Genomic DNA, 24240 nt, shown 5'->3' with positions numbered 1-24240 from the left:
CTAATTTAGGCAACAACGCCCAAAGGACCCGCCAATCGAACCAATCCAAATGTTATGGCTAGCCCAACAGAAAGAATTGAATAAGATCAAGGACCTCAATGCGATGCCTTGTCTTGAAAAGAGTGCCCATGTCGCAACGGATGAACCAACAACCGTAATAAATTCAAAGAAATGATTCATGTTGGGTAAAGTCATGCACCACATCAAGCCAATAAAGAACCACATCACTTTGCGCGATTGAGTTTTTATCGATACATAGCTGCGAATAGCATTAATAATTACGCCTATAGCCGCCACTATGGCGCCCATTAATATGAAATGGATACTCATTACAAAACAAAAGATCATCATCTGGTAGCGAAAACGCATATCATCTTTTTGCCAAAAGGCCATTACACCGATACAAAAAGCCAGGCCGCCAACTCCTTGTGTTATCCAGTTTTCCATATTTAGCCTTTATTTTTAAGATGCTATCGAGCACGATTAAATATTAACTTTGAAAGAATAATGCTCAACCATAAAATAACCCTCCAAAAGGAGGGCTAGATATAACGTCAAAATGCTATTGCACTAGGTTTAATTGACTAACTTAACGGCTTCACGAGTTAAATGAGCCAGCTCTTCCCAATTGCCTTCTTCAATCAGCTTCTTATCCACCATCCAAGTACCGCCACATGCGAGCACGCGAGGTATCGCTAGGTAGTCTTTAATGTTGTTTGGGTTGATACCACCGGTCGGCATGATTTCAATATCCGTGTAAGGCGCAAGAAGTGACTTAACCATGTTGATGCCACCTGATGCTTCAGCAGGGAAGAACTTCAATGTGGTTAAGCCCATTTCTAGAGCGGCTTCTACTGTACTCGGGTTGTTGACTCCAGGAATGATATCAATACCAATCTCTTGGCAGGCTCTTACCGTGTTTGGGTTAAAGCCAGGAGAGACTACAAACGTTGCGCCTGCTTCTTTAGCCGCAATAGCTTGCTCACGATTGAGCACAGTGCCTGCGCCGATCAACATATCTGGTTGTGATTCACGAAGTAGACGAATAGCTTCAACTGCAGCTTCCGAACGGAATGTAATTTCTGCTGCAGGTAAACCATTTTCAGCTAACACTTTACCCAGAGGGATGATGTCTTCAGCGTTGTCGATAGCGATCACAGGGATAACTTTCAGTGTTTTCAGTTGTTGTTTGATGTTAGACATTGGTATTCCTTAAATGGCTGTGATGGCCGCTTGAGTGAGTTCTTTTGCAATAATGGCACCACGATGTTGGATAACGACGCCTGCCATGGTATTGCCGCGCTGGCATGACTTTGTTAAGTCTTCGCCCGCAAGGTAAGCCGATAAAAATCCGCCATTGAATGAGTCTCCTGCCGAGGTCGTATCAACGACATGATCAACAGGCAGGGTTGGCACCGCTAGTGGAGCCGAAGCGGCACCAGAATCTGGGTGTATGTTACTTTGAATGGTGGCATCTTGAATGAGACAGCCATCTGCACCCAGTTTGACGATGCATCGCTTAACACCCAGCGTCGTTAGACGTTCGATAGTTTGTTCTGGAGAGCTATCGCCCCAAATTAATTGTTCATCATCGAATGTGACCAACGCTAAATCCGTCAATGTATACATGGCCTGGTAGCTGTTTTTGACGGTTTGGTTTTCGTCTTGTGGCCAAAGTGCAGGGCGGAAGTTACTGTCGAAGGCAATCTCAACACCTTGTGCCTTCAACTCAACCAAGATGTTCAATAGCTCGATACGATCTTGTTCAGGCAGAATCGCTAATGTGATCCCGCTGAGAAAGACCATATCGACATTGCGCAGTGCCTGCTTTATCTGATTGAAATCTGGGTGCTGTAGCAGGTAGCGTGCAGCCGACTGGTTTCTCCAGTACAGAAAGGTACGTTCACCTGCGTCATCAAGCTGAATTAGGTATAGACCCGGAGTACGTTGGCTGTCTTGTAGAACAAGGTCCGTCGACACCCCCTCTTGTTGCCAGCGTTCTAACATTCCCTTGCTAATCGGGTCTGCGCCCAAAGCCGTGACGTAGGACACTTTTATGTCATCTTGATTGAGGTTGGCCTCGCAGCCGCGGCTTAGATAGACCGCAGCATTGAGTGTGTCTCCGCCAAACGTTTGATGCATTGAGCCGAACGGTTTGCCGTTAAGCTCGATCATGCACTCACCAATAATGGCGATATGTTTCATGGGTTACGCCCTCTCTTCGAAGTAGCGTTTTGCGTTTTCAAAGCAGATGTCTTCGACCATAGGGCCAAGCAGTGACATGTCGTTTGGCACCTCGCCGTTTTCAGCCCAACGACCAAGCATGTCACACAGAATTCGGCGGAAGTATTCGTGGCGTGTGTACGACAAGAAGCTGCGAGAGTCAGTCAGCATGCCGACAAACTGGCTAAGCAGACCAAGTTGAGATAACTGTTCCATTTGGCGTTGCATGCCGTCTTTCTGATCGTTGAACCACCAACCAGAACCGAACTGGACTTTGCCCGCGATGCCGCCACCTTGGAAGTTACCAATCATGGTTGCCATCATCTCGTTATCGCGAGGGTTTAAGCAGTAAAGGATGGTGCGAGGCAGCTCGTTGCTTTGATCCATCTCGTCTAATAGGTGAGCCAATTCGAAGGCAAACGTCTTGTCGCTGATCGAATCAAACCCTGCATCTGCGCCTAACAGTTGGAACATACGCGTGTTGTTATTGCGTTGAGCACCAATGTGAAGCTGCATTACCCAACCCATTGCTGCGTATCGCTTACCTAACCACACTTGAACGGCTGTTGAGAACTGTGCACATTCTAAATCGGTGAGCGTTTCGCCGTTGAGGCGTCGAGTTAACAGAGCATCCAAATCCGATTCTGATGGAATAGGTGCGTAGCGAACCACTTCAATACCGTGGTCTGCTGCACGACAGCCATGGGCATTAAAGTGGACTAAACGCTTGTCTAGCGCACTCAACAGATCATCAAATCGACGGATCTCGATATCGGCTACTTGACCAAGTTGGCGCAGGTAATCGACAAAGGTGTCGAGTTCGATTTTGAAGGCTTTATCTGGGCGCCAGCTTGGTAACACTTGTACATCAAATGAATTGTCTTGAGCGATCGCCTTATGGTGTTCAAGAGAATCAATTGGATCGTCTGTCGTACCAGCCATCACCACATTCATCTGCTTCATGATGCCGCGAGCACTAAATTCTGGTGTCGCTAATAGCTCGTTGCCTTCGTGCCAAATTTGGTCTGCGGTTTCTGGACCAAAGAGAGTGCCAGTAATACCAAATGGGCGGCGTAGTTCTAAATGAGTCCAATGGTAAAGTGGGTTGCCCAAGGTTTGAGGGACGGTTCTAGCCCAGGCCATGAACTTATCATAATCGCTTGCGCCTCCAGTAATCAGACGCTCATCAATCCCTGCTGAACGCATACCACGCCATTTGTAGTGGTCACCTTCAAGCCAAATCTTAGACATGTTTTCGAACTGACGATCTTGAGCCACTTCTGCCGGGTTTAGATGGCAGTGATAGTCATAAATCGGCTGGTGGCTTGCGTGTTCATGGTACAAACGACGTGCAGTCTCATTCGACAGTAAAAAGTCTTCACATAAGAAATTCTTCATTGTTTGTACTCCTTATAACGCAGCCACGGTCGCAACGGCACCGTGTTCAATTAATGATTGGTACGCTGAACTTACCGCATCAATGACCTGCGGGTCTTGGCCTAGCTCGGCAGGGAAAATCGCTTCAACCGCAAGTAATGCTGGAACCACAGAAACATTGAGTCCATGCTGGTCGCAGATCTGGCGAAGTGTGTCTGCCATTGGATCGCGGACATCAATCTCATTGCCTTGCTCATCAACGCCAGATACATAGCGCATCCAGCCAGCGATGGCGGTTGCAAGCCACGAGAAATCTGAGCCTTGATCTAAATGGAATCGTAAGCTGCCACCCATACGTTGAGGGATCTTCTGGCTGCCATCCATCGCAATCTGCCACGTCTTGTGCTTCAAGCTTGGGTTAGTGAAGCGGTTGATCAGCAAGGTTGCGTAACCTTCTAAATCAGTCCCTTCAGGCATCGTTAACGAAGGTGCCTGTGATTTCATCATCATGTCAAAAGCGGCTTTTCGGTAGCCAGCATCCGTCATAGTGTCGGAAATATGGTCGTAGCCACCAAGGTATCCAAGGTAAGCAAGGAAAGAGTGACTGCCATTGAGCATACGCAGTTTCATCTCTTCGTAAGGCACCACATCTTCTACGAACTCTGCGCCAGCGACATTCCAATCTGGACGACCTGCCACAAAGTTATCTTCAATCACCCATTGGCGGAAGGGTTCACAGGCGATGCCACATGGGTCTTCACAACCAAGCAGTTCTGCAATTTCTGTCAGTGTTTCTTCTGTTGCTGCGGGTACGATACGGTCAACCATGGTGCATGGGAAGGTGACATTGGTTTCAATCCAATCACGTAATTCTGGGTCAAGCAGTTGAGCAAACTCAATGATCGCTGCTTTTGCTACATGACCGTTCTCTTGCACGTTATCGCAAGACATGACCGTGAATGGTGTTAAGCCACGTTCACGTCGAATTTTGAGCGCTTGCACAATGTAACCTAATGCTGATTTAGGTTCGCTTGGGTTAGCTAGGTCAGCGATGACTAATGGGTTATTTTTGTCGAGTTTTCCTGTCGCTGGGTCTGCGCAGTAGCCTTTCTCTGTGATGGTCATAGAAACGATAGCCACTTGAGGTTCGGCCATTTTTTCTAATACGGTTTCGATGCCGTCTAGGCTTGGGTGAAGAGATTCGGCCACTGAGCCGATCACTTTAACGTCTGTGGATTCAGCGCCTTTTTCAGCAACCGTGTAAAGGTGATCTTGCGTGCGAAGTGATTCAATTAAGTCTTCGCCTCCGAATAGGTTAATTTCGCAAATACCCCAATCAGTGCTGGTCTTGCTGAGCATTTCATTGGTGAACAACGCTTGATGCGCTCGGTGAAATGCACCGAAGCCAAGGTGCACGATACGGCTTTGGAGTGCTGAACGGTCGTAGTCAGGTCGTAGTACAGTGTTTGGCAGCGTAGAGTTAGCAACAGTCTTCATTATTCAGTTCCTTTTCCCGCCAGCGAACCAGCGGGATTTTATTATTTGATAAAGCGTTTGAGTGTTTAGCAGTCTTAGAATCTATCTGTGACCAAATTACGAACCGTAGCCCAGTACCAATTCAGGTAGGAACAAGCTCAGCTCAGGGATAAAAGTAACGGCCATTAGGGCTGCAATAAGTGCGGCATAGAATGGCAATAAAGGCTTGATGACTTTGTCGATGGCAATGTTGGCAACCGAACAACCGATGAACAGAGCACTACCTACTGGCGGTGTACAGATACCGATAGCAAGGTTGAAGGTCATCATGATGCCGAAGTGCACAGGGTCGATGCCTAGGTCTAGCGCGATTGGTAAGAAGATTGGTGTGAAGATAAGAACCGCAGGGGTCATATCCATAAAGATGCCAACAATCAACAGAATCACGTTGATAATCAGTAGGATCATTAGTGGGTCTTCGGAAACCGCGAGTAGAGCATCGGCAATCATGTAAGGTACATCGGCGTTCGCCATTGCCCAAGACATGCCCATTGATGCGCCAACCAGTAATAGAACGATAGATGTTGTTACTGCAGACTCAAGGATGATCTTTGGAATATCACCCCATTTCACTTCGCGGTAGACAAGCACAGCTAAAACAAACGTGTATACCACAGCAATTGCGGAAGCCTCAGTCGCAGTAAAGATACCGCCAATGATGCCGCCCATGATGATGCCGATCAGTGCTAAAGAAGGTGCTGCTTTTAGGAAGGTATTCCATACCATTGATGTGGAAGGACGAGCTGCGACTGGGTAGCCACGACGTTTCGCGATAATACCTGCCACCATCATGATGCTCAGTCCCATCAATAGGCCTGGGATGTAGCCTGCTAAGAACAATGCTGCAATAGAGGTACCACCAGAAACTAATGAGAACACGATCAGCGTGTTGCTGGGTGGGATAAGCAAGCCCGCAGGACATGACGTAATATTTACCGCAGCCGAGTAGTTTTCGTCATATCCATCTTTCTTTTGCAGAGGAGACATAGTGCCACCAACTGCAGCAGCCGATGCAACCGCTGAGCCTGAGATAGACCCAAACATCATGTTTGCCATCACGTTTACGTGGGCGAGTGAACCTGGTAGACGACCACCCAACACTTTCGCGAAGTTGATCAAACGCAGCGCGATGCCGCCTTGGTTCATGATGTTGCCCGCCAAAATGAAGAACGGAATTGCTAATAGTGCAAAGTTATCAAGGCCTGCCGCCATACGTTGAGCAACTACAGCAATTGCAGGCTCAAGCGGTAAGCTCATTAAGATGGTTGCTAGTGACGATAAACCAATCGCAAAAGAGACCGGTACACCGATTGTAAGCAGTACAGCGAAACTACCGAATAATGTCAGTATTACTTGCCATTCCATTGTGAAATCCTTCTATCAATCAAGTTGTGAGTCGGTGATCAAATCGTCACCTGACATTAATTGTTTAACGCGTTCGTAGGTAAATACGACTGAGTAAAAAATCATCAAAGCGCCACTAACCGGTAAGCAGAAGTAGATGTAGCCCATTTCTAAACCTAGAGCGGGAGTCAGTTGTCCCATCGCAAGTGTTTTAGCTGCAAGTTGGCTGCCACCGTGCAACAGAACGATATAAGAGAAAGAAGCGATGGCTATTTGGATAACGATTTCGTTGATTAATTTGCGTTTGCCAGTCAGCTTCATCGTAAGCAGGTCGATGGCAAGGTGGCGTTTCAGCCCCGTAGTGTAAGCAGCACCAATTAAGGCTACCCACATAAAGAGATAACGCGCGAGCTCGTCGGTAACAGTACTTGGTTTGCCAATAACATAGCGGGATAAAACCTGCCATATCACACACAGCACTAAGAAAGACGATAGAGACACTGTAAAGGCGGCCAACCCTCTATTTATGTAACTGACCAATTTATTCATGTTTATTTCCTTTCAACAAAATTGCGTATCTCATAACAATTGGTTTACCAATGTAAGAAATTGTTTCTATGTAGGGATGGGATGTTCAAAAATCTGGCTGAATCATAAGCTATTCATTTTTTGGTTGGCGTGAGCAACTTCACAAATGATTTTGGTTGACCAATTTATGGGTTTTTATTGTGACTTTGGTCAATCAATTTTAATTTCAGCTTTGACGGTTCCTTTTTTGAGCCCCAATATGAGCCCATAACAAAAAACACCCTACATTTTGGATAACCAATCCACGGAGAATAAGAATGATGATGACGCGTAAAACTTTGATTAGTGCGGTTGTCGGTGCTGCTTTGACTTTTGGAGCAACAGCTTCTGCTTATGCAGCGACAACATTGAAACTGAGCCATAACCACCCTCGTGACCATGCAGTACATGAAGCGATGACGTTTATGGCGAAAGAAGTACGTGAATTGACTGATGGTGAGGTGCGTATTCGTATTTACCCTGATGCTCAATTGGGTACACAGCGTGAATCTATGGAGCTGATGCAGAACGGCGCTTTAGATATGGTGAAAAGTAATGCTGCTGAGCTAGAAGCTTTTTCTCCTGCTTATTCATCATTCAACATGCCTTACTTATTCCGCGATCAAGCGCACTACTACAGTGTGACTGATGGTGAAGTAGGCCGTGACATTCTTAACTCTTCTCGTGATAGCGGCTTTATTGGTGTGACTTACTACGACGCTGGTGCGCGTAGCTTCTATACCAATAAGCCAATTAACACACCAGAAGATCTGAAAGGTTTGAAAGTTCGTGTTCAACCAAGCCCATCAGCAATTGCGATGGTGAAAGCGTTAGGCGGTAACCCAACGCCACTAGCTTACGGTGAGTTGTACACAGCACTGCAGCAAGGTGTCGTAGATGCGGCTGAAAATAACATTCCTTCTTTCAGCTTGAGCCGTCACAGTGAAGTGTCTAAATACTTCAGCTTAGATGAGCACACGATGGTTCCGGATGTGTTGGTTATCTCAACCAAAGCATACGATAAACTGACTGCAGAACAACAAGATGCGCTAATGAAGGCGGCAAGTGATTCATCTGAATTGATGAAAAAATTGTGGGCTGAATCGGAAGCAAAAGAGCGTGCTAAAGCCGAGAAAATGGGCGTTACTTTTGTGGAACCAGACAAGGCTGCGTTCGCACTAGCGGTTCAACCTATGTACGACGCGCTAGATAAAGCGGACCCAGAATTGAGCGCATTGATTGACCGTATTCAGGCTGTTGAATAACGAGCAAATATAGAAAAAAGAGTAATACAAAAACAAGGTGTTACTGCATTTTAAGATATAGAGGTTGACCAATTATATTTGGTCATTATGATGGCGAGAGAAATACAATGGAAAGAAGTGACAATATCATCATGATGCCTTTCGAGCCGAAAAGACCTTATCAGGAGATAGGGTTAGTACTAAGAAAAGAACTGATTGAAGGCCTGTATAAGGTCGGAGATAGGTTACCTCCAGAACGCGATATTGCTGATCGTCTAGATGTAAGCCGCACTGTAGTGCGTGAAGCGATCATCATGCTAGAGCTTGAAAACTTAGTTGAGGTAAAAAAAGGGTCAGGTGTTTATGTCCTGAACATTCCTACTCATTCTCGCGAGAATGTGGTCAGCGATGACGCTGGTCCATTCGAGATGCTGCAGGCCCGCCAATTACTGGAAAGTAATATCGCGGAGTTTGCGGCAACTCAGGTCACTCCGGGCGACATCATTAAGATGCGCTCTGCACTCGAACTCGAGCGCGAAGAGCTTGCAAGCGGCACTACCGATTGCAGCGGAGATGAAAGATTTCACATGTGTATTGCAGAGGCAACTCAAAACTCTGTGCTGGTAGATATGTTGAAACAATCCTGGGATCGACGCGAAAAGAGTCCAATGTGGAATAAACTCCACTCTCACATCAGTGGTCAAGATTACCGTGAAGAATGGTTAGATGATCACGCTCGTATCCTCGCCGCCTTACAGCGCAAAGACCCTGTCGCTGCTAAGAACGCAATGTGGCAACACCTTGAGAATGTTAAACAGCGTTTGTTAGCGCTGTCAGACATTGATGACCCAAACTTTGATGGTTACTTATTTAGCTCCAACCCAGTGGTGCTGCTTAGCTCAGAAAGCTAGTTCTGAAGCTAATGTTGAATTCAGCGACAAGGCTCCTCTTGAAAGCTGATTCATTCACTAGGTTGTAGATAGGTAATCGTCTTTAGACCGGCGTAGACCGGTGCTATCTCGGGCAGTAATTGTCATTGCTGCCATTAAGAAGTCGTTATTGCATTTAGCTTGATTAATTCGAGCCGGCTAAGTGCGTCTTAAAGAAAGGTAAGTCTCATGGAACAAACGTGGCGTTGGTACGGCCCTAATGATCAAGTTTCGCTAGACGATATTCGTCAAGCGGGCGCAACTGGTATTGTGAATGCACTGCACCATATTCCAAATGGTGAAGTTTGGACAAAAGAAGAAATCCTTAAGCGTAAAGCCATTATCGAAGAGAAAGGTTTAACGTGGTCGGTTGTAGAAAGCGTGCCTGTGCACGAAGAGATCAAAACTCAAACTGGCAACTACCAGCAGTGGATTGATAACTATAAGCAAACTCTGTCTAACCTTGCTGAGTGTGGCATCGATACGGTTTGTTATAATTTCATGCCAGTGTTGGACTGGACGCGTACCGATTTAGAATTTGAAATGCCTGATGGCTCGCGCGCACTGCGTTTTGACCAAATCGCGTTTGCGGCATTTGAGCTGCATATCTTGAAACGTCCAGGTGCAGAATCGGACTATTCAGAATCAGAGCAAGCTCAAGCGTTGGATTACTTCAACAACATGACGCCAGAGCAAATTCAGCAACTGACTAATAACATCATCGCTGGCCTGCCAGGCGCTGAAGAAGGTTACACACTAGAAGCGTTTCAAGCACAGCTAGATCGCTATGCGGGAATCGACAAAGACAAGCTACGTGAGCACATGTCTTACTTCCTCGCTGAGCTGATGCCTATCTGTGATGCGAATGGCTTGAAGATGGCGGTTCACCCAGACGATCCACCGCGTCCGATTCTAGGCTTGCCTCGCATCGTTTCAACGATCGAAGACATTGATTGGTTGACCGAGCATGTACCGAGCAAAATGAATGGCTTGACGATGTGTACGGGTTCATACGGTGTTCGTGGCGACAATGATCTGGTTAATATGATCAAAAAGCACGGTGACCGAATTTACTTTACGCACCTGCGTTCAACTAAGCGTGAAGAGAGCAACCCAATGACATTCCACGAAGCAGCCCACCTAGATGGTGATGTGGACATGTACAACGTTGTGATGGCTATTTTGGATGAAGAAAATCGTCGTGCAGAAGTGGGCGATCACCGCTTAATTCCAATGCGTCCGGATCACGGTCATCAAATGCTGGATGACCTAAAGAAAACAACTAACCCAGGTTATTCGGCGATTGGTCGACTGAAAGGCTTAGCTGAAGTTCGTGGTTTAGAGATGGCATTGAAACGCGCTTTCTACACCAAGTAACGACCGCATCTAGCTTTAAAATACGCCTAAAAACCAGAACTCATGTTCTGGTTTTTTGTATCTGAGCTCAGTAAAACTTCAGAGTTTGGATAACAACAATCACGCCCCTAACTTGGTAAAGGCCAACGGGGTTTGTCCGGTTTGCTGTTTGAAAAAGGCGATAAACGCACTGTTGGATGAGAACTCTAGCAGATGAGCCACATCACCGACTTGTCGGTTTTCTGAGAGCAGTTCAATCGCTTTAAACAAGCGCCATTGCTGTCGCCACTCTTGGTAAGTCATGCCTGTTTCGGCTTTGAATAATCGAGTAATCGTTTTGGTGCTTGCGCCAACCGAGTTCGCTAATGTCGAGAGGGCTGGGGCAAGAAAGGAAGCGGTTCGGACTTGTTTGCAAAAGCTTTTAAAGCGGCGATCTGTCGGTAGTGGCAAGATAAACGAGTGTTGGTTAGCACTGTAAAACTCTTCCCAGAATAGGTTGGCGGTATTGGTGGTTTGCTCGCGGGCAACGTCCCAATCCCAGAAAGCCATCTTATTGATCAGGGCTTTTAAAAGCTCATTCACTTCCACAATTTCAATCGCTTCTGGGCAGGTGTAAATACTGCTATCAAAATAGAGCGACCGATAAGCAACCACATTGGTCATCTGCGCGCGATGTTTGGTATAAGGCGGGATCCACACGGCTTTAGTCGGCGGCAAAATGCAAATGGCGTTTTCTAAGGTCAAGGTGATGCAACCCTGCGGAGCATACAGCAACTGTCCTTTTACGTGGTGATGTATTCCTGAATCATGCTGACCTAGCTCTGCCGCAATCCCTATTACGGGCGCAGGTAAGCTGTCTGCATCAAACTCAATCGTTTCGCTGATTAATGCCATTTGTCCTAATCTTGTTGTTTTTGGTTTTAATGTTGTTAACGAGCCAAGGTTAGTTTCCCCTAGACTCCTCGTCAAGTTCACTGGTCTTGGAAAAATGATGAAAACAAAACCTTCTTTATGGCAAATGGTGCTATTGCTGATGTTCCCTCAAATCGCAGAAACCATCTATAGCCCGACTCTGGATTCAATATCGAAATCCTTTGATGTCAGTTACACACAAGCTGCTCAAACCCTATCGATTTACTTCTCTGCATTTGCGGTGGGTGTGGTGGTATGGGGCGTGTTAGCTGACAAGTGGGGGCGCCGACCAACCATGTTATTGGGCATGGGGTTATTCGCTTGTTCAGCACTCATTGCTATGCAAACCAATAGCTTTGTTTGGTTGATGATAGCCAGAGCCATGGGTGCTTTCGGGCTTGCGGTGGGCTCGGTGGTGACACAAACCATGTTGCGCGATGCCTTTAGCGGCGCGGAACTGGCCAAGGTGTTTGGTTACATGGGGATGGGGCTGTCGATTAGTCCAATCATCGGGCTGCTTCTTGGCGGTCAACTAAGCCAAGCGGGCGGGCATCAATATGTGTTTATTGCCCTGTTTATTATGGTGTTAGTGCTGTTGGCACATAGCCTATGGTCATTGCCTGAAACGCAACAATCTAAGCAGCCATTGCAGTTAAAGTCACTCAGTATTCACATGGTCAAAGATAGCGATATATGGATGTCTGCGTTGCTGGTCGCGTCGTTCAATATTGCACTGTTTTCCTATTATCAATTGGGTTCATTTGCCTTCATTCAACTTGGATTTAGCGTTGAGCAGTTTGGCTACAGCGGCATTGTGCTTGGGTTCGGGACTCTGTTGGGAAGCTTGGTGAACAAGACATTGTTGAAGAGACAAGTGTCTTCAATGTCTCTGATTGGTATCGCAGCAGGGCTTCAAACATTAGGTGCGGTGGGTGTCTATTTTTCACAACACTCAATATGGTTTTTACTTCCGATGATGCTGGTGGTCATGGCATTTGGTATTGCGATCCCTAATGTATTGAGCCGAGCGTTGGTACGTTACCAATCTCAAGCAGGAAGTGCAGGTGCACTGTTTGGTTTGATGTATTACACCTTGATCGGCTCAGGGCTCGCTTTAGCGGGAATGATTCAAGATTTAGGGGGGGGGTTGGTACTTTGCGGCGCTTTATCTGTTCTGGTGACGATACGCAGTCGACTCCAGCTTAAACGCTAAGTCTCTCATCTGTATTGATAAATTCCGTGTCCTGTTTGGCGCGGAATTTATCATTTCTTGGTGTGTAAATTTGGATATTGACAGGGGTAGAGTGATCGTTCTACTCTGTAGGTAGAACAATCATTCTACCCTTTGTCGGGTATTAAGAGAGCACTATGTTGAGAGAACAGATTGCAGCAAGCTTAGAGGTGGCATTTAGCCAGCAAGGTTTTGCTGAGCCGAGCGTTGCACAGCTGAAAACGGCGTGCGATGTAAGCCTAAGAACCTTGTATAAACATTTCCCTTCAAAAGAAGCGATGATCGTTGGTGCCTTGGAATATCGACACCAACGCTACTTAGATTTCTTGTTGGAAACGTCGCCTGAAAAGGGGCTCGCATCGGTTACTCATATCTTCAACAAGCTCCAACAATGGTTAGAAGAGTATGCGCCACATGGGTGCATGTCGATGAATGCGATGGCCGCGTTTCCCGATAATGAGCTTATCAGCCAAGCGGTTACACAGCATAAAGAACAAGTTCGTTTGCTAATAGGCAAGCAGAGCCTGCGAGAGGATCTCGCGACACCGCTGTTTTTACTTCATGAAGGCGTATCAAGCGCGTGGCCAGTCTTAGGCGAAGAAGCAGTGGCATCGGCACAGAATATGGTGACAAAATTACTCAAGGAAACAGTATGAATTTCGAGATACCAAAAACAATGAAAGGCGCAGAGATGCTAGGGCACGGCGGGGCAGAAATGCTTGGCTACCGTGAAGACATTGCTGTTCCAAAAATTGAGCCTAATGAAGTGCTGATCAAAGTCATGGCAGCAGGCGTTAATAATACTGACATCAACACGCGAATCGGTTGGTATGCAAAAAGTGATGATTCAGACGATGCCAGTTGGTCGGGTGAAGCGCTAAAGTTCCCTCGTATCCAAGGTGCTGACGTGTGTGGTTTTATCGTGGAAGTCGGCAATGAAGTCTCAGTTGACCGTATTGGTGAGCGTGTTCTGATTGAGCCTTGTTTGACCGAGGTTTATGGACGAGATCTGCCACAGCCATGGTATTTCGGATCTGAATGCGATGGTGGTTTCGCTGAATACACCAAAGTAGCAGCTAAGCATGCTTACGCGGTGAACAGCACCATGTCGGATGTTGAGCTAGCGTCTTTCCCATGTTCTTACTCAACAGCAGAGAACATGCTAACTCGTGCCAATGTGGCTGAAGGTGATCGCGTGCTTATCTCAGGTGCATCGGGCGGTGTGGGCTCTGCGGCTATTCAGCTAGCAAAAGCTCGCGGCGCGTATGTTATTGCCATCACTAGCCCAAGCAAGAACCAACAGTTACTTGAACTTGGCGCTGATGAAGTGATTGCCCGTGATTCAGATTTGGTTAACGCGCTAGGCGAAAGCAGCGTGAATGTGGTGATCGATTTAGTTGCTGGTGACAAGTGGCCAGAGTTTCTTGAAGTCCTAAAACCGCATGGCCGTTATGCTGTGTCTGGTGCGATTGGTGGTGCAATGGTTGAGCTTGATGTGCGAACTTTATATCTTAAAGATCTCAGCTTTTTTGGTTGCACAGTTTTAGAACCACAAGTATTCCAGAACCTAGTCAACCGTATTGAGAAACAGCAGATTGGCGCCATCGTTGCAGAGTCTTATCCGCTAGCCGATATCCATAAAGCGCAAGATGAGTTCTCAAAGAAAAAGCATGTTGGTAAGATCGTGTTGGAAGTGGCAGAACGCTAGTTTTAGTCAGCTTCACGGTTTAGATTTATGGAAGAGCGAGCAAGCGTTATGTGCTCGCTCTTTTTGTTTCTAGCAAATACTGGCGGGCATAGTTTCTCAGTCCGTTGAGTAACAGATCTTATACAGCTGAGAAATTAATGATTCATTTGTCACTGTGTGGTTTATGAATTAACTGTGCGATAATTACCGCCATTATATATCCCTATCTATGTTGTATTTATCTAGGAGCCGTATTGATGTTTAAAAGGGTATTGCAGGCACTATTCTCACCTTTTGTTGATTCAAAAAACAAACCCTCTGCAGAGCCTGCCCAACAAGAGCAACAACAAATCGTTGCTACTGATTCTGTTCAGTCTTCAATCTTTGTTCCGCCGTCGTCCACTCAGCCATCATCATTAATCGTCGATAAGACGCTTAGCCTTCACGATGGTGAGTTCCTTGATTATTTGTTTGGAGAGTCTCGCCTTCGAACGGAGTCAGACCCATTTAGTGATTTTGTCGCTTGTCAGATCGAACGTTTGATTCGCTCTCCAAAAGCCCTGCTTAATGAACTGCCAGTGATGCCAGCCTCTGTAACCACGTTAATGGCAGAATTACAGAGCGACGAGTTTGATGTCGATGCATTGTTAAGAGTGATTGAGCGCGAGCCGAGTATGGCTGCCGATGTGATTAAACTGGCTAACAGCGCCTTCTACAAACGCAGTGAAAAACAAGTTACTGACTTAAAAACTGCTTTCCTCAATATGGGTTCACAAGGGCTAATTGAAGGCGTAGTGAATTCTTACATGAAGAACTTTACGCCGGGCAATAACATTTACTGGCGTCATTTCGGTGAGAAAATTTGGAATCACAGTGTTCAAACCGCGTCTTTCTCTAAGGAGTTGATGAAAGACTCTTCATCTCAAGAAGAGCAAGCAGCGGCGTATTTTGTTGGGTTAATTCGCAACTTAGGCAAGATGATCATTTTCCAGATGATGGTAGAAGCCTTCAAGCATGTTGATCCTTCTGTTCCACCTAACTCGTTAGCATTGAAGCGCCTGATGAACAGCTACTCTATTCGCCTGACTTACACCATTGCTAAGTTCTGGGAACTGCCAGAATCAGTGTTGACCGCGATTGGCTACCAAGAGTCGAGCCGATACGAATGCACGCCACTTGGTCAAGCTGTGTTTGAAGCTAACTACTTGAGTGAGCTGTGCTATTTACTGGAAGAACAAACGATTGAAGTCGAGCAATTTAAGCGCAGATGCAAAGAGACACTGATGTCTCCGGCTGCATACAAAGTGGCTAACCGTATCTATAAAGAGTCTGAATTATCGCTAGTGAGCTAACCCTTAGCCTATTCGACCTACGCTGTGACTGAACATAATGATTGGTTGCAGCTTGGTTGGGCTAGGTTGTGAAATACATTCAGCTACGAAATACGCTTACAAATGGCTAATCCACAGCTTGTCGAGCTCACACCAACCGAAACCATTTACTTGTGCGCCGTGTATCTTTTCAGAAACCTCTAAGTTGAACGCCTCTTGCTTGAGCTCAGTCACAACCCCAGATTCATGCAACCAATGCCGGAGCGACAACAGTGCATTCATCGCTAACTCAAAGTCTGGTTGGTTTGTTATTGAAGCTAAGCCTTGTTCGATTGTCTCTAGTATCTCAGCAGGTAAAGTTAAGTCCTCAAACGGGAAGCGAGTGAAAAAGCTTAACCACGAAGTGAAGGTGTTGTTCTCATCAATAATACTGCACAGCGCGACGTCTTTGGTAGTTAGGTAGTGAGTTAGGTAGTGCCCATATTCCACGCTGGTTTTGTGGTCGCCAGACACTGACAACTGATCGAAAAGGGCTTGGCATTCAGAGGTGTCTTCAACGGTGAACTCACGAACGGTTGAAGACAACATCGGGCTTTGAATCTTAAAGAAGGTTGAGCCGAAATCCGGTTGGGAAGAATGGTCATCCCCACGCACGGTGGTCGTCTTCTCGGGCAGTTTCACGCACACCTGATTTTGAGCGCAGGCTTTGCTCTGTGCCCATTCAGGATAGACCCACAACTCGACTCGATTGAGAATCGGCGTGCTGTGTGAATAGGCGCTATTGCGGCTCAATCTCAACATCTTGCTTGAGAAGATGTCTAATGAGAACGCGCCAGATCCAATCAGCCTATCAGTCGGTGATGAGTGATCGAATACGGAGGCTTCAGCCCTAGCAAGTAGGCGCGGTAAATGCCAATCAGGTTGATTCAACTTTACGACAACCACATTGCCTGCCGAGACCGAGACCTCATCAATATGCTGATAACAGCGACGCCATATTTTGCTTTGGCAGAGCGAGTTTAGGCTGCGCGCTATGTCTTGAGGTTCGAGTGTTCGACCGTTATGAAAGTGAACACCATTACGAATCTGAAAGTGCCACTGTGTCGCATCTTGATTAGGCTGCCAATGATAAGCCAGATCGCCGCTGAGTTTGCCGTGCTTAACGGAGGTTAGGCGTTGGCAAACTTGCATAACTAAGAAACGTTCGGTGCGTCTAAGCACTCGTTGAGGGTGAAGCGCTTCGAGTTCTCGGTGAAACGGGATGTACGCGATATTCTGCGTCGACGGATTGGTATTGCTTAGAAAGGCTTGCAACTCAGTGCCAGCATTGCGGCCGTTGAAGCTCAAGGTGCTAAACACCTGTTCTATGTTGCCTGCGTCAGCTTGGGTTTGTGCGTATTGGTAACACGCCTCAATGGGTTCAACCAGACACGTGAGTTGTGCCTTCTTGCTGCGGCCTGAGCTAGCTTGCCACTCAATCCAGCCTTGTGCTGTCATCGCTTTGAGTAAGGTCTGAACGTGACGTTCACTCACGTGCAGCAGTGTGGCCAGTTGGTTGACCTGACAATGTGATACTCCAGGCCCAAAAGCCTGAAATATCTTTTCATACAGTTCAAGCTTACGCTTAAGGTTGCCCAATTTGCTTTTCCTAACGACGAGGTTGAGTTAAATGTGAATAGCCAGAATCAATCAGTGCGTTTTCCATCGTATCGAGAACTCGAGAGGTTATCTCTGAGCTCAGGATATTCGATTCAGTTTTGCCTTGAAGCACCAAATCTGAAAAATGGTCGATTTCAAATTCGAACCCATTGCCCGTCACTTGTTTGTTGATGGTCGACTTCTGCCCTTGATGTTCAATCTCAATAAAGGCCGGATTCCACCATTTTTCATGAATGGTGATCTTAGTATCAGGCCCACTCAAGTGCGCTGATCGGGGAAGGTTTTGCACTGTTGATGCCGATATCTTACCGTTTATATCGCCAGAGAAGGTAAAGCACGCATCGGTATCAACATTCGCCCCCTCATACAGACATGACATCTCTACCTGAGGTTTTGAAGGGTTTACACCCAGCGTTCGGCACAGATCGTAAAAGAACCAAAGCCCATAGACCCCAACATCGAGTGTTGCTCCGCCTGACAAATCCGGATTGAAGATAAACAAATCGGGCTCATAGTCATGATGGTTACCAAAGCTGGCTTCGATTGAATCTATCTGAATGTTGTTATCGACCAAGAATGATTGGAGCTCACGATATGCGGGAAACACCACGGTTTTCATTGCTTCTAACAGCATCACGCCATTTTGCTTCGCGAGAGCTTTCATCTCAAGCCAGTCAGCAAGGTTGGTAAAAGCCGGCTTCTCGACCAATACGTGCTTATTGTTCTTTAGAAACAGTTCGGCGAGTGGCTGGTGGTATGGGTGAACCGTAGCGATGTAAACCGCTTCAACACTTGGGTCATTCGCCATCTCTTCATAAGAACCATAAGCCTTGTCGCAAGCAAACTTGTTGGCGAACGTGGCTGCGCGTGAGTGATCTCTGGCGGCAACCGCATCAAGCTCACCATGCAGAGAGTGCTCTGTGACTGCGGTAGCGAATCGATTGGCGATATTGCCTAGCCCTGCGATACCCCATTTAATTTTTCGTTGCGTGTCGCTCATCAGTTACTCCAAATCGTTGTTTTGTATCAGTGTACTCAGAGACGTCACATACAAATAGAGAACAGATTTCTCAACCTGTTCTCTATTTATTTTATTCTAGTTGAAGCTCAGGATTAGCTCTGTATTGAGTGTTTCCAATCGGCTAGGGCTTGAATGTGTTTTGGCCCGATGCCACAACAGCCACCGATAATATTCGCGCCCAGTGCATGCCAGCGTTTAGCGTAAGTTAAGTAACCTTGGCCATCCAGTTCACGCATTTCTTGAAACATGTCATTCGCTTCATGTTCGTTGCTGATAGGCGCAAAGTTATTGGCATAGACACCAATTTCTAAATCACGGCCTAGCTCATCGTTCACTTTCTTGGCATCGATAATGGCTTGATCCATCACTTCAGGCACTGAACAGTTAAACATAATGCCTGTCGCGTTTGATTGGCAGGCAAGTTTGATGGCGTCTGTTACGCTCTCGCCAGAACGAATATTGGCAGAATCGCCCTTGGTATCTTCCAAACTGAATGCGTAGTAACACGGCTTATCTGACTGCTTAAGAACCGCATGAATGGATTCGAACTCTTGCAGGCTGCAGATGGTTTCCGCGATCCAAAGATCGATGTTTGGATCCTGGGCATCGTAAAGCGTTTGAATGATTGGCGCCGCCTCTTCTACCTTAAATAAGTCTGGTCGGTAGCTGCCAAATGGCGGTGGAATCGCGCCCGCCACTTTTACGGTGTGAGAAGCATTGTTAGCAACTGCTTTAGCCAGCTCACCAGACAGTGCGGCTAGTTCAAAACCTCGTTGTTCGAACAGCTCTGCACCCAAGTGAAAAGGCACACACGCGTAGCTATTGGTGATTAGGATTTCAGCACCTGCATCGACAAAGTTTTGATGCGCTTGGCTAACAAATTCGGGTGCTTCAATCAGCGCTTGAGCACTCCAAAGCGGTTGAGAAAATGGCGCGCCAATTTCTTTGAGTTCTCGGCCCATGCCGCCATCAAGTATGGTTAGTGTTTTCATATTCAATACTATCTAAACAATTGCTGAAGTTCTGCCGCCACCATAGCAGACAACCTTGTCAGACAGAAGCCATCAAGCCAAGGTTCAACTATCGATGAGGGAGTTTCGTTATAAGCCGTCTAGCGGGCTAGTCGTGCCACTAAAGTGTTGCCCAATAACGTGAGTGTAAATCTGAGTTGTCTTAACATCACTGTGCCCCAGTAGCTCTTGAACCGTTCTGATATCGGAGCCTGACTTTAGAAGTTGCGTAGCAAAACTGTGCCTGAAAGTATGACAACTAATTCGCTTGTGGCGCAATTTATTAGAGTTAGTCGCCTTCTTCAGCGTTTTTCGGAGTACCGAATCATGTAGGTGGTGTCGGCATACGATCCCCGACTCAGAGTGTTGAGTGACGGATTTTGATGGGAATAGGTACATCCAAGCAAGTTGTCGATAGGCACTAGGGTATTTTTTACCTAATCGGTGAGGCAAAGATGGCCCAAACCCATTCAAGTTATCTTTAGCGAGCAGAACTGCAACTTGTGAAATTTTGTCTTGTATAGCTTCAGTGAGTGAAAAACTTAAAATTGTCACTCGGTCTTTATTTCCTTTCCCATTGTGAACAGTGAGAGACCCTTGTTTTAGATCTATATCTTGTACTCGAAGCCTAAGGCATTCCGATACTCTCAAACCTGAACCATACAACAAGCGAAAAAACAGTTGATATTTAGGATCTATTTCATTGATCACCGAGATAGCTTCCGCATGATTGAGTACGCTAGGAATTTTTCGAGACCGAGTCGCATAGCTAAACCCTAAGTCTCCTAGAGGTTGCTTAATAAATTGATTGTATAAATAGGCTAGAGCATTGAGAGCTACCTTTTGAGTATTGATGGCTACTTTTTTTTGATTAGCTAAATGAGAAAGAAAGGAGACAACTTCAGCGGCATGCATCTGTTCAGGGTGTTTAAGCTTATGAAAATGAATGAAGTATTTTATCCAGTAACAGTAGGCTTTGATTGTCTTGCGACTATAGCCTCGCATCGTCATATGTTCGCAAATTGCCTGCATGAATTGACTCGCCATATATTCCCCTCACAAAATCTGTACATACATACATACATACATACATACATACATACATACATACAGACAGTTTATTGCTTGTTGAATAATTAATGACTTAAAAAAGAGTGGTTTTTAACTCTGATTGAGCACGAATTTAACGAGGGGCTTATTTTAAATTATTGATTATACTGCAGATTTATGGGTGGTTAAGAATGAGGCCGAGCGTTACATAGTCGGCAATATGTGCTTGCACGTTTTCACACTTATTGTTTAGACCCACTTTTATATTAAATGCATAGCATTCAGTTGGTTATGAGTGACCTTTTTGATATGTTAAGCGGATGGATTCGTGCTTGCACAATATTAAAATTTTATGTGCAATCAGTTTCAAGCAATGGAGAACCTAATGGAAAATGGTAAAGTGAAGTGGTTTAGCCAAGATAAAGGCTATGGATTTATCACTTCAAATGCAGGTGAGGATCATCACTTTAATGTACAAGGAATAAATGGTCCTGACCTCCCTTCAAATGGGGATGGAGTATCTTTTGAGTCGAAAACAGGAAACAAAGGTAAAAGAGCTGTAAATGTTACAATTACATCTAAAAGCTCAAAAGTAACCAGAAATTCTGATGACCGAATTAATTGCCCTTCTTGTCATAAAAAAATTGTGCCTCGGATGATTACTTATAGGGGGAAGCCTGAAAAATCCGTTTGTCCATATTGTGCAGCAACTGTAAGGACATTTAGTAATTGCTTTATTGCTACTGCTGTCTACGGCGACCCTTGTTGTACAGAAGTTAGAGCGTTAAGAAAGTTTAGAGATGAGAAGTTACTGACAAATACGTTAGGCTCTTTATTTGTTAAGGTTTACTACAATATATCCCCCCCTATTGCCAACTGGTTAATAGGTAGAGAAAAGATATCTAAAAAAATAAGAACTACTCTAAATTATTTGGTAAAGCACATAACAAGCTAATTAATAAGGACAAAAAACAGTTGGCTGTTTTCGTTCCTCAACATTTTAGCCAACAATTTTTTGCCCATTATTAGGGCGTTATGCATCAAATCAAAATCTGGAGTTTCAAATGACCATATCAAAGTTATATGCAGTAAAAGATGGTGGAGACTTATCCCCATTAGACTGTGAAAAAATTAACCTATCTTTAGCAGATATAAGCATATCTGACATCCCTCAAGAGCAAATAAAAAATGTTACGGACTACCTTGTTGTAGCGCTAAATAACAACAGTGTTGACCACTCCTTAGTGAGTAAACTCGAAACTTTACTTGAAACCTTGCAATCAACAGTTGAGCAAGGACAACAGGAGGTTTTATGTTAGAAGGGATTTATATCGTTATTGCTGTTTTGCTATTTTTTGCGCAATTACAAAATGGTTTTTTTACTGCATTGCTAACAGCGGTTTTTTGGCCAATTGTAATTGTAGGTGGGTCAATATTTCTTTTCTTTAGTATGATCTATCATTCGGTGAAAAAATGAGAACATTAATAGGTTTGTTAAGCTTAGTCGGTGGGGTATGTATTTGGGGTTTAGCTATTTCAGCTTTAGTATCATGGCTGGTATTTTGCTTCGGTTCGGTGATCATTGGTATTCTTCTGCTAATTTTTGCTCCTTATGTCCTTCTTGCTCCATTAGCTATAGGTACGCCAGGAACTGCGCTATTTGTTTATGGCATGGATTGCATTGCTAATAAAAAAGAAGACTCAATTTACAATCGAGATAGTAAAGAAGAAAAGCATGACAGCGTAATTGAAGCTGATGTTGTTTGGGAAAGATCTAGCAAGAACTTGGATTCAATTAATAGGATTATTGAAGAGTCAAAAATTGATCGTTAGGAGATAATGATGTTTGGATTTTTTAGAAAAAAGAAGAGAACTCTTCTTGATGAACTTAATGATGCAACTGTCAAAATGTATAGACCGTTATTAGTTAATAACAAGAAAGTTTCAGATGAAAAAATTCTTGAAATCGTGCAGACAACTATGCGTGCTTTTACACAAGCGGCAGAAAGCAAAGGTGAAAAAATATCTGGAAATGTACTAATGAACATTTCCGCAAAGTTTATCCGTGTTTATGACATGAGTGGACAAGAGTTTTTTCTCGAACACCTGAAATACGAAATAAACAAATACTTGACCGAGGGTTTAAGGCCTGACTATCAACAAAATGCATAACAAGTTGCTCCACTCGGATACATACAGCTACGCTCGTTTTTGTGTATCGCTACGCTCAATTTTACACAAAAACGCTCTTCACTGAATGTGCCGGTGAGCAAGGCGTTAGCCAACTTATTTTAACTAGGAGTTAGTAGATGGTATCTTTTGAAGAAATGATAAATATACTGCAAGGAGAAAGTGATCGAGGTGCTGTTTTGATTGCGGCGTCAACGCTTGAACTTGCTCTAGAAGAGCTATTGAAAGCTAGGTTGGTGGATTCGCCTAATCGTAAAGATGTCATTTTTGAACACAATGGACCCTTGGGAACATTTTCCTCAAAAATTCAACTCAGCTACAGAATTGGTCTTATATCTAAACAGCAAATGCTAATGTTCAATACGTTTAGAGAAATTCGAAACATATTTGCGCATAGTTCTTCATCTCTGACGTTGGAGGCTCCCCAAATAAGAGACAAATTAAACGCCGCTGTTGAGCACAACCCCAGATTGAGAGACCTATATCTTGATGCTCTCAATCAGCATGTAGAAAGTGGAGAGTTTTCTAAAGACTTCGTTGATAGAGCACTGTCATCGCCAAGGAAAGTATTGGAAAAGGTGTTCGTTCTTGAAATAACTTCAGTTCACTCGAGCATACAGAATATCACTAAGATTATTGAGGTGTAATTTGGCTAACAAACGCGTCAATTAGGACGCTCGCAAGCTCGCGCCTATTACGCGGGCGTTATACGATTAGTCGAGAGTATAGGAATAATGGGAAAGTATTCGGATCATTTGTCCAAAAGAATTAATACGTGGGGACCAAAAGAGGGTTATTGTGCCATTTGCAGAAAGCCCGCAAAACTGACTCGAGAGCATGTCCCACCTGCAAGTTGTGGAAATGTCAGTAAAGTTGTTGTCCGTTCACTAACTAGCTCCGAGGACAAAAGGTACACTACTACTTCTCAAGGAGGCTTGAATTATCGTACGACGTGCTCTAGCTGTAACAATGATTGGTTAGGGCAAAAGTACGATCCTGCTTTGGCTGAACTGTTCAATGAGGTTAAACTTTTGGCAGAGTCTGTTTCCAAGGGGTACTTGTCATTACCGCCATGCAAAACCTACTTTGTAAGGCCGCAAAGGTTGGCGAGGTCTGTTATTGGGCATATTTTAGCAGGTAATGCGGTAGACATTGTTCAGCAAGACACACCGCATGCACCGATGTATCAAGCAATGGCTGATTACTTTTTTGACGAGACATCCCCTTTGCCCGATGAACTCGAAATTTACTACTGGTTCTATCCTTTCAACGATATTCGCATTGCTCGAGCATTTGGGAGTAAATTTGGGGCAGCAGAGCCAATAGTTGGTGACTTACTAAAATTCTTTCCATTTGCGTTCTGGGTAACTTGGAATCAACCCAAAGACATTAACTTGAATCTAGGTAAATTGTTGCCAACTCGTGACTTATCGATTGATGAACCTTCGCAGCTAACTATAAATTTTGATAGCTATCCACCAATCTATTTTCCGGAGGCTCCTCAAGAAAATGGTATGACAGTATTTAATTCAAAAATGGTTGCGGTGGGTACAAAGTAAAAATCGTATAACAA

The 24240-nt window shown here is 45.0% G+C and carries 26 protein-coding genes; 14 read left to right on the top strand and 12 right to left on the bottom strand.

All coding sequences use genetic code 11. The features are described from left to right. The 7 genes from AB4585_RS16980 to AB4585_RS16950 all read right to left on the bottom strand — a co-directional run bounded on the left by AB4585_RS16980 (position 1) and on the right by AB4585_RS16950 (position 7029). The gene (locus AB4585_RS16980) at positions 1–447 is read right to left on the bottom strand and encodes a YgjV family protein (RefSeq protein ID WP_372170370.1); all 447 of its coding nucleotides are present in this window, start codon (positions 445–447) and stop codon (positions 1–3) included. Positions 448–576: 129 nt separating this feature from the next. Next, positions 577–1203, bottom strand: a complete 627-nt coding sequence (locus AB4585_RS16975; RefSeq protein ID WP_017068137.1) for a bifunctional 4-hydroxy-2-oxoglutarate aldolase/2-dehydro-3-deoxy-phosphogluconate aldolase — start codon at positions 1201–1203, stop codon at positions 577–579. A gap of 9 nt (positions 1204–1212) precedes the next feature. Continuing rightward, positions 1213–2205 carry a sugar kinase gene (locus AB4585_RS16970; RefSeq protein ID WP_017070469.1) on the bottom strand — a complete coding sequence of 331 codons (993 nt, stop codon included), beginning with the start codon at positions 2203–2205 and terminating at the stop codon, positions 1213–1215. A gap of 3 nt (positions 2206–2208) precedes the next feature. Further along, positions 2209–3621 (bottom strand): glucuronate isomerase, encoded by a 1413-nt coding sequence (uxaC, locus tag AB4585_RS16965; protein ID WP_108094027.1) that lies wholly within the window; start codon positions 3619–3621, stop codon positions 2209–2211. Positions 3622–3633: 12 nt separating this feature from the next. Continuing rightward, entirely contained in the window at positions 3634–5097 is a 1464-nt protein-coding gene (locus tag AB4585_RS16960) for a fructuronate reductase (RefSeq protein WP_017068140.1), read from the bottom strand. A 96-nt stretch (positions 5098–5193) separates the two neighbouring features. After that, positions 5194–6501, bottom strand: coding sequence for a TRAP transporter large permease (locus AB4585_RS16955; protein ID WP_017068141.1), 1308 nt, complete (start codon positions 6499–6501; stop codon positions 5194–5196). Between the two features lie 15 nt (positions 6502–6516). After that, a complete protein-coding gene (locus tag AB4585_RS16950) occupies positions 6517–7029 on the bottom strand; it encodes a TRAP transporter small permease (RefSeq protein WP_372170367.1) in 513 nt (170 codons plus the stop codon). Positions 7030–7328: 299 nt separating this feature from the next. Here AB4585_RS16950 and AB4585_RS16945 point away from each other — a divergent pair, with 299 nt between their 5' ends. The 3 genes from AB4585_RS16945 (at position 7329) to uxuA (ending at position 10597) form a co-directional block, all read left to right on the top strand. Continuing rightward, a complete protein-coding gene (locus AB4585_RS16945) occupies positions 7329–8312 on the top strand; it encodes a TRAP transporter substrate-binding protein (protein WP_029235323.1) in 984 nt (327 codons plus the stop codon). 107 nt (positions 8313–8419) lie between these two features. Beyond that, positions 8420–9202 carry an FCD domain-containing protein gene (locus AB4585_RS16940; protein WP_017068144.1) on the top strand — a complete coding sequence of 261 codons (783 nt, stop codon included), beginning with the start codon at positions 8420–8422 and terminating at the stop codon, positions 9200–9202. A 207-nt stretch (positions 9203–9409) separates the two neighbouring features. Next, positions 9410–10597, top strand: a complete 1188-nt coding sequence (gene uxuA / locus AB4585_RS16935) for a mannonate dehydratase (RefSeq protein WP_017068145.1) — start codon at positions 9410–9412, stop codon at positions 10595–10597. A 99-nt stretch (positions 10598–10696) separates the two neighbouring features. Here uxuA and AB4585_RS16930 read toward each other — a convergent pair whose 3' ends face one another. Further along, positions 10697–11470 (bottom strand): helix-turn-helix domain-containing protein, encoded by a 774-nt coding sequence (locus AB4585_RS16930; protein WP_136978647.1) that lies wholly within the window; start codon positions 11468–11470, stop codon positions 10697–10699. A 97-nt stretch (positions 11471–11567) separates the two neighbouring features. Between AB4585_RS16930 and AB4585_RS16925 the strand changes: the two genes are divergently transcribed. The 4 genes from AB4585_RS16925 (at position 11568) to AB4585_RS16910 (ending at position 15758) form a co-directional block, all read left to right on the top strand. Beyond that, complete coding sequence (locus tag AB4585_RS16925; RefSeq protein ID WP_372170372.1) at positions 11568–12701, top strand: multidrug effflux MFS transporter; 1134 nt, start codon at positions 11568–11570, stop codon at positions 12699–12701. A 155-nt stretch (positions 12702–12856) separates the two neighbouring features. Further along, positions 12857–13375, top strand: a complete 519-nt coding sequence (locus AB4585_RS16920) for a TetR/AcrR family transcriptional regulator (RefSeq protein ID WP_017061096.1) — start codon at positions 12857–12859, stop codon at positions 13373–13375. Next, positions 13372–14427: an alcohol dehydrogenase family protein gene (locus AB4585_RS16915; RefSeq protein WP_372170364.1), complete on the top strand. Its 1056-nt coding sequence runs from the start codon at positions 13372–13374 to the stop codon at positions 14425–14427. The genes AB4585_RS16920 and AB4585_RS16915 overlap by 4 nt, the downstream gene beginning before the upstream one ends. Before the next feature lie 236 nt (positions 14428–14663). Next, positions 14664–15758 (top strand): HDOD domain-containing protein, encoded by a 1095-nt coding sequence (locus tag AB4585_RS16910; protein ID WP_372170361.1) that lies wholly within the window; start codon positions 14664–14666, stop codon positions 15756–15758. A gap of 96 nt (positions 15759–15854) precedes the next feature. Here AB4585_RS16910 and AB4585_RS16905 read toward each other — a convergent pair whose 3' ends face one another. The 4 genes from AB4585_RS16905 to AB4585_RS16890 all read right to left on the bottom strand — a co-directional run bounded on the left by AB4585_RS16905 (position 15855) and on the right by AB4585_RS16890 (position 20474). Then, a complete protein-coding gene (locus AB4585_RS16905; RefSeq protein ID WP_372170359.1) occupies positions 15855–17375 on the bottom strand; it encodes an SgrR family transcriptional regulator in 1521 nt (506 codons plus the stop codon). A 10-nt stretch (positions 17376–17385) separates the two neighbouring features. Continuing rightward, a complete protein-coding gene (locus AB4585_RS16900) occupies positions 17386–18396 on the bottom strand; it encodes a Gfo/Idh/MocA family protein (RefSeq protein ID WP_372170357.1) in 1011 nt (336 codons plus the stop codon). Between the two features lie 113 nt (positions 18397–18509). Next, positions 18510–19409, bottom strand: coding sequence for a homocysteine S-methyltransferase family protein (locus tag AB4585_RS16895; RefSeq protein ID WP_372170355.1), 900 nt, complete (start codon positions 19407–19409; stop codon positions 18510–18512). A 108-nt stretch (positions 19410–19517) separates the two neighbouring features. Then, positions 19518–20474 (bottom strand): integron integrase, encoded by a 957-nt coding sequence (locus tag AB4585_RS16890; protein WP_372170353.1) that lies wholly within the window; start codon positions 20472–20474, stop codon positions 19518–19520. Positions 20475–20862: 388 nt separating this feature from the next. Here AB4585_RS16890 and AB4585_RS16885 point away from each other — a divergent pair, with 388 nt between their 5' ends. The 7 genes from AB4585_RS16885 to AB4585_RS16855 all read left to right on the top strand — a co-directional run bounded on the left by AB4585_RS16885 (position 20863) and on the right by AB4585_RS16855 (position 24226). Further along, entirely contained in the window at positions 20863–21432 is a 570-nt protein-coding gene (locus AB4585_RS16885) for a cold-shock protein (protein WP_157938423.1), read from the top strand. Positions 21433–21541: 109 nt separating this feature from the next. Further along, complete coding sequence (locus AB4585_RS16880; protein WP_372170350.1) at positions 21542–21796, top strand: hypothetical protein; 255 nt, start codon at positions 21542–21544, stop codon at positions 21794–21796. Next, positions 21790–21954 carry a hypothetical protein gene (locus tag AB4585_RS16875; protein WP_372170347.1) on the top strand — a complete coding sequence of 55 codons (165 nt, stop codon included), beginning with the start codon at positions 21790–21792 and terminating at the stop codon, positions 21952–21954. The genes AB4585_RS16880 and AB4585_RS16875 overlap by 7 nt, the downstream gene beginning before the upstream one ends. Continuing rightward, positions 21951–22310 (top strand): hypothetical protein, encoded by a 360-nt coding sequence (locus AB4585_RS16870; RefSeq protein WP_372170345.1) that lies wholly within the window; start codon positions 21951–21953, stop codon positions 22308–22310. Before AB4585_RS16875 ends, AB4585_RS16870 begins: the two co-directional genes overlap by 4 nt. Positions 22311–22316: 6 nt before the next feature. Continuing rightward, entirely contained in the window at positions 22317–22649 is a 333-nt protein-coding gene (locus AB4585_RS16865) for a hypothetical protein (RefSeq protein ID WP_372170343.1), read from the top strand. Positions 22650–22786: 137 nt separating this feature from the next. Beyond that, positions 22787–23314, top strand: coding sequence for a hypothetical protein (locus tag AB4585_RS16860; RefSeq protein ID WP_102333827.1), 528 nt, complete (start codon positions 22787–22789; stop codon positions 23312–23314). Positions 23315–23668: 354 nt separating this feature from the next. Then, entirely contained in the window at positions 23669–24226 is a 558-nt protein-coding gene (locus tag AB4585_RS16855) for a hypothetical protein (protein ID WP_372158458.1), read from the top strand. The last annotated feature ends 14 nt before the right edge of the window (positions 24227–24240 follow it).

The organism is Vibrio sp. 10N.222.49.C9 (assembly GCF_041474985.1).
Lineage (GTDB): Bacteria > Pseudomonadota > Gammaproteobacteria > Enterobacterales > Vibrionaceae > Vibrio > Vibrio crassostreae_C.
Note: the sequence above shows the minus strand (reverse complement) of the source record. Positions and strands in the feature narration are given on the sequence as shown.

Coding starts and splice junctions, on each gene's coding strand:
- AB4585_RS16980 (WP_372170370.1), bottom strand. CDS start 447: ATGGAAAACTGGATAACACAAGGAGTTGGCGGCCTGGCTTTTTGTATC.
- AB4585_RS16975 (WP_017068137.1), bottom strand. CDS start 1,203: ATGTCTAACATCAAACAACAACTGAAAACACTGAAAGTTATCCCTGTG.
- AB4585_RS16970 (WP_017070469.1), bottom strand. CDS start 2,205: ATGAAACATATCGCCATTATTGGTGAGTGCATGATCGAGCTTAACGGC.
- uxaC (WP_108094027.1), bottom strand. CDS start 3,621: ATGAAGAATTTCTTATGTGAAGACTTTTTACTGTCGAATGAGACTGCA.
- AB4585_RS16960 (WP_017068140.1), bottom strand. CDS start 5,097: ATGAAGACTGTTGCTAACTCTACGCTGCCAAACACTGTACTACGACCT.
- AB4585_RS16955 (WP_017068141.1), bottom strand. CDS start 6,501: ATGGAATGGCAAGTAATACTGACATTATTCGGTAGTTTCGCTGTACTG.
- AB4585_RS16950 (WP_372170367.1), bottom strand. CDS start 7,029: ATGAATAAATTGGTCAGTTACATAAATAGAGGGTTGGCCGCCTTTACA.
- AB4585_RS16945 (WP_029235323.1), top strand. CDS start 7,329: ATGATGACGCGTAAAACTTTGATTAGTGCGGTTGTCGGTGCTGCTTTG.
- AB4585_RS16940 (WP_017068144.1), top strand. CDS start 8,420: ATGGAAAGAAGTGACAATATCATCATGATGCCTTTCGAGCCGAAAAGA.
- uxuA (WP_017068145.1), top strand. CDS start 9,410: ATGGAACAAACGTGGCGTTGGTACGGCCCTAATGATCAAGTTTCGCTA.
- AB4585_RS16930 (WP_136978647.1), bottom strand. CDS start 11,470: ATGGCATTAATCAGCGAAACGATTGAGTTTGATGCAGACAGCTTACCT.
- AB4585_RS16925 (WP_372170372.1), top strand. CDS start 11,568: ATGAAAACAAAACCTTCTTTATGGCAAATGGTGCTATTGCTGATGTTC.
- AB4585_RS16920 (WP_017061096.1), top strand. CDS start 12,857: ATGTTGAGAGAACAGATTGCAGCAAGCTTAGAGGTGGCATTTAGCCAG.
- AB4585_RS16915 (WP_372170364.1), top strand. CDS start 13,372: ATGAATTTCGAGATACCAAAAACAATGAAAGGCGCAGAGATGCTAGGG.
- AB4585_RS16910 (WP_372170361.1), top strand. CDS start 14,664: ATGTTTAAAAGGGTATTGCAGGCACTATTCTCACCTTTTGTTGATTCA.
- AB4585_RS16900 (WP_372170357.1), bottom strand. CDS start 18,396: ATGAGCGACACGCAACGAAAAATTAAATGGGGTATCGCAGGGCTAGGC.
- AB4585_RS16895 (WP_372170355.1), bottom strand. CDS start 19,409: ATGAAAACACTAACCATACTTGATGGCGGCATGGGCCGAGAACTCAAA.
- AB4585_RS16890 (WP_372170353.1), bottom strand. CDS start 20,474: ATGGCGAGTCAATTCATGCAGGCAATTTGCGAACATATGACGATGCGA.
- AB4585_RS16885 (WP_157938423.1), top strand. CDS start 20,863: ATGGAAAATGGTAAAGTGAAGTGGTTTAGCCAAGATAAAGGCTATGGA.
- AB4585_RS16880 (WP_372170350.1), top strand. CDS start 21,542: ATGACCATATCAAAGTTATATGCAGTAAAAGATGGTGGAGACTTATCC.
- AB4585_RS16875 (WP_372170347.1), top strand. CDS start 21,790: ATGTTAGAAGGGATTTATATCGTTATTGCTGTTTTGCTATTTTTTGCG.
- AB4585_RS16870 (WP_372170345.1), top strand. CDS start 21,951: ATGAGAACATTAATAGGTTTGTTAAGCTTAGTCGGTGGGGTATGTATT.
- AB4585_RS16865 (WP_372170343.1), top strand. CDS start 22,317: ATGATGTTTGGATTTTTTAGAAAAAAGAAGAGAACTCTTCTTGATGAA.
- AB4585_RS16860 (WP_102333827.1), top strand. CDS start 22,787: ATGGTATCTTTTGAAGAAATGATAAATATACTGCAAGGAGAAAGTGAT.